Annotated in this window: 3 protein-coding genes; all 3 read left to right on the plus strand. The window is 70.5% G+C overall.

Annotated features, from left to right (window positions below):
* Positions 1–250: 250 nt before the first annotated feature.
* On the plus strand, positions 251–1,954 hold the full coding sequence (locus tag ETD85_RS60235; RefSeq protein ID WP_138698756.1) for an enoyl-CoA hydratase-related protein: 1,704 nt from the start codon (positions 251–253) through the stop codon (positions 1,952–1,954).
* 34 nt (positions 1,955–1,988) lie between these two features.
* Positions 1,989–3,500: a helix-turn-helix domain-containing protein gene (locus tag ETD85_RS60240; protein ID WP_240780139.1), complete on the plus strand. Its 1,512-nt coding sequence runs from the start codon at positions 1,989–1,991 to the stop codon at positions 3,498–3,500.
* A 79-nt stretch (positions 3,501–3,579) separates the two neighbouring features.
* A complete protein-coding gene (locus ETD85_RS60245; RefSeq protein WP_138698758.1) occupies positions 3,580–4,611 on the plus strand; it encodes a tyrosine-type recombinase/integrase in 1,032 nt (343 codons plus the stop codon).
* Positions 4,612–4,796: the final 185 nt, after the last annotated feature.

Consider the following 4,796-nt stretch of genomic DNA (forward strand, 5'->3'; position numbering starts at 1 on the left):
GTGCTGGGGGTGGGGGCGAAGACTCGAGGAGGATCTTTTCGGGCAAAGTGGGTCAATTGGGGCTGGTCAGGGCGGGTTTTTGCGGCGAACTGTCATCGAGAGTGGATGATTCGTGTCAGCATCAATGACATGTATGGGTCATATGGGACCGCCTTAAATGCCTGTGAGCGGTGGGATCGCCCGTCCGGCTGAGCGGTCTCGTGCCCCTGTCTCCTTCCGTGTCCTCCCCCTGCTGGAAAGAAGTCCCGCGTTGCGTATCTTGCTGCTTTGCTCCTCGTTCAATGGCCTGACCCAGCGTGCCTGGCTGGAGTTGCGGCGGGCCGGCCATGACGTGAGTGTCGAGCTGGCCGTCTCGCAGGAGGCGATGGTGGAGGCCGCGGAGCTGGCCAAGCCGGATCTGGTGCTCTGCCCGTTCCTGAAGGAGCGGGTGCCGGCGGCGTTGTGGCGGGCGCACCGCACGGTGATCATCCACCCGGGGCCGCCCGGGGATCGCGGGCCGTCCTCGCTGGACTGGGCGATCACGGAGGGGGCGCCGGAGTGGGGGGTGACGGCGCTGCAGGCGGTGGAGGAGATGGACGCGGGCCCGATCTGGGGATATCGGACGTTCGCGCTGCCGCCGGAGCCGCCGCGCAAGTCGGCGCTGTACAACGGGCCGGTGGCCGACGCGGCGGTGGAGCTGGTGGTGGAGGTGGCGGGCAAGGCGGCGGACGCGTCGTTCGAGCCGGTGCCGCTGGACTACCGCTCGCCGGAGGTGCGCGGGCGCCTGCGGCGGGCGATGCGGCACGCCGATCGGGAGTTCTCGTGGGCGGACTCCTCGCAGGAGATCCTGCGCACGGTTCGGGCCGCCGACGGGTCTCCGGGCGGGCGGACCCGGTTGTGCGACCTGCCGGTGCGGGTGTTCGACGTGTATCCGGGGCCTGAGCTGACCGGGCGGCCGGGCGAGGTGGCGGGGCGCCGTGAGGGTGCGGTGCTGGTGCACACCGGCGACGGGTCGCTGTGGGTGGGTCATGTGCGGATGGAGCGCGAGGGGGCCATCAAGCTGCCCGCGGCGATGGCGCTGGGTGAGCTGGTGGCCGGGGCGCCGGAGCGGTCCGGCTACAGCGAGATCACCTATGACCGCAGTGACGGCGTGGGGGTGGTGAGTTTCGACTTCTACAACGGGGCGATGTCGACCGAGCAGTGCCGGCGGCTGGCCTCGGCGTTGCGGTACGCGGCGGCGCAGGACACGCGGGTGCTGGTGGTGCGGGGCGGCGAGGTGTTCTCCAACGGCGTTCATCTGAACGTGATCGAGGCCTCGCGGCATCCGGAGCTGGAGGCGTGGATGAACATCAACGCGATCAACGCGGTGTGCCGTGAGGTGATCGCGTGCACGGGGCAGCTGGTGGTGGCCTCGCTGGGCGGCAACGCGGGTGCGGGCGGGGTGATGATGGGGCTGGGCGCCGATCGGGTGGTGGTGCGCGAGTCGGTGGTGCTCAATCCGCACTACCGGACGATGGGGTTGTTCGGCAGCGAGTACTGGACGTACGTGCTGCCGCGGCGGGTGGGCGCCGAGCAGGCGCTGCGCCTGACGCAGGAGGCGTTGCCGGTGAGCGCGGCCCAGGCGGTGGAGCTGGGGCTGGCCGACCGGATGCTGGACGGCTCGCGGCTGGAGTTCGAGCGGCGGGTGCTGGAGTACGCCGAGCGGCTGGCGGCCGATCCGGCCTATGACCGGCTGCTGGCGGGGCGGCGGCAGGCGCGTGAGGCCGACGAGCGGCGCAAGCCGCTGGATGCCTACCGGGCCGAGGAGCTGGCGGAGATGAGCCGGGACATGTTCGACGACCGCAGCGGGTTCCGGCAGGCCCGGCGGGCGTTCGTGCACAAGGCGAAGGCGCAGGCGACTCCGGAGCATCTGGCGCGTCATCGGGAGTTGTCCGGCGCGTCGGCCCCTGCAGGCGCGGGCGCATCTCATATGTGAGATATGGTCCTGTGTTGTGGCAGATGATTATCTAGTGCGAATCGGCCGGCTGATCCGGGATGCGCGTCAACATCGTGGTTGGACGCAGCTCCAGCTGGCGGATGCGCTGGCGACGAGTCAGAGTGCGGTCAACCGGATCGAGCGCGGCAACCAGAACATCAGTCTTGAGATGATCGCCCGGATCGGCGAGGCGCTCGACAGCGAGATCGTCTCGCTCGGCTATGCGGGGCCGATGCATCTGCGGGTCGTGGGGGGCCGGCGGCTGTCGGGCAGCATCGATGTCAAGACCTCGAAGAACGCGTGCGTGGCGCTGCTGTGCGCCTCGCTGCTCAACTCGGGGCGGACGATCCTGCGCAAGGTGGCGCGGATCGAGGAGGTCTACCGGATCCTGGAGGTGCTGGCCTCCATCGGGGTGCGGGCGCGCTGGATCAACGAGGGCAGTGACCTGGAGATCGTGCCGCCGGCCCGGCTGGAGCTGGAGGCGATGGACACCGAGGCGGCGCGCCGTACCAGGAGCGTGATCATGTTCCTGGGTCCGCTGATGCACCGCACGGAGCAGTTCCAGATCCCGTACGCGGGCGGGTGCGACCTGGGGACGCGTACGGTGCAGCCGCACATGTCGGCGTTGCGGCCCTTCGGGCTCGACATCACCGCGACGGGCGGCTTCTATCACGCGCGGGTGGATCGGGGGGTGTCGCCGTCGCGGCCGATCGTGCTGACCGAGCGCGGCGACACGGTGACGGAGAACGCGCTGCTGGCCGCGGCCCGGCACGACGGCGTGACGGTGATCCGCAACGCCTCCTCCAACTACATGGTGCAGGACCTGTGCTTCTTCCTGGAGCAGCTGGGCGTGCGCGTGGACGGCATCGGGACGACGACGCTGACGGTGCACGGCCTGCCCTCGATCGAGCGTGACGTCGACTACTCCCCCTCCGAGGATCCGGTCGAGGCGATGAGCCTGCTGGCCGCGGCGGTGGTGACGTCGTCGGAGCTGACGATCTGCCGGGTGCCGGTGGAGTTCCTGGAGATCGAGCTCGCGGTGCTGGAGGAGATGGGTCTCGACCATGACCGGGGCCGGGAGTACGCGGCGGCGAACGGCCGTACCCGGCTGGTGGACCTGACGGTGCGGCCCTCGAAGCTGGTCTCCCCCATCGACAAGATCCACCCGATGCCGTTCCCGGGCCTGAACATCGACAACGTGCCGTTCTTCGCGGCGATCGCGGCGGCGGCGCAGGGCTCGACGCTCATCCACGACTGGGTCTACGACAACCGGGCCATCTACCTGACGGAGCTGACGCGGCTGGGCGCGTCGGTGAAGCTGCTGGACCCGCATCGGGTGCTGGTGGAGGGGCCGACGCGGTGGCGCAGCGCGGAGATGATGTGCCCGCCGGCGCTGCGGCCGGCGGTGGTGGTGCTGCTGGCGATGATGGCCGCGGAGGGCACGTCGGTGCTGCGCAACGTGTACGTGATCAACCGGGGGTATGAGGACCTGGCCGAGCGGCTGAACGCGCTGGGGGCGCGCATCGAGACGTTCCGCGACATCTGACTTTCTGTCGGTGGGGGCCGCTACCGTCGTGACTGGATCTTCTTCGTGTCTTCTGCGTGGTGAGGTGAAGGGGGAAGCGGTGCGGCCTGCGGAGCTCGACCGGTTGACGGTGGCGGAGGCGGCTGATCGTTATGTGGAGCTGGTGCGGGCCAAGACGCTGACGGGCGGGTTGTCGGCCGCGACGGCGGAGGTCTACGCCCGGGACGTGGCGACGCTGGTGGCGCTGGCGGGTGAGCGGGCGGTCCTCGATGACCTGACCGGTGAGGACGTGGATGCGATCCTGCTGGCGTTCGCCCGCAAACCGGACGGGCGTGGCGGCCGGGCGGGGCAGGGCCCGCCGGGTGACCGCCGGCAGTCGCCCTCTTCGCAGGCGCGTTTTCGGCGGTCGATCTCGGCGTTGTTCAAGCACGCGGCCCTGGCGGGGTGGGTGCAGATCAATCCGATGACGCAGTCGACGGTGACGGCCAAGGAGCGCGGGGGGCTGCGCCCGCAGCGGCGGGCGCTGACGCGGGAGCAGGCGCAGGGGCTGATCGGGGCGGCCCGCACGCTGCCGCAGGAGCAGCCCGAGGAGGGCAAGCGGCGTGACCAGCGGATGGAGCTGCGCGATGCGGTGATCGTGCTGCTGCTGTCGACGATGGGCCCCCGGGTGTCGGAGCTGGTGCGCGCCAATGTGGAGGATTTCTTCACCAATGACGGGGTGCGTTACTGGCGGATCTTCGGCAAGGGCGGGCGGACGCGGGATGTGCCGCTGCCGGATGACGTGGCGCGGGTGCTGCAGGTCTATCTGGAGCAGGGGCGGCCGGAGGTGGCCGACAAGGCGTTGCTGCTGTCGTGGCGGGGGCGCAGGCTGGCGCGGGGTGACGTGCAGGCGGTGATCGATCGGGTGCAGCGGCGGGTGGATCCGGATCAGCGGCGGTCGGTGACGCCGCACGGGCTGCGGCACACGACGGCGACGCATCTGCTGGCCGACGCGGTCGACATGGACGCGGTGCGGCGGGTGCTGGGGCACAGTGATCTGTCGACGCTGGGGCGTTATCGCGACGAGCTGCCGGGTGAGCTGGAGGTGGCGATGCGGGCGCATCCGCTGCTGCGGGGCAAACCGGGTCGCTGATCGTCGGTGCCGGTCAGTGGGGTGGTGCCCGGGGCCGGCGGGCGGCGGCCGGGCCTGTCCGGGTTGACAGGCCGTCGCGGCGGGCAGGGGGCCGCGCCGCCGCCCGCCGCGACAAGCAAGGCCGTCGTGTGGAAGGCGTGCGGCGGGCCGGTGCGGCGGGTTAGGTGTGTTTCTTATACACACCT

It is taken from the genome of Nonomuraea zeae (genome assembly GCF_005889725.1).
GTDB classification, from domain to species: domain Bacteria; phylum Actinomycetota; class Actinomycetes; order Streptosporangiales; family Streptosporangiaceae; genus Nonomuraea; species Nonomuraea zeae.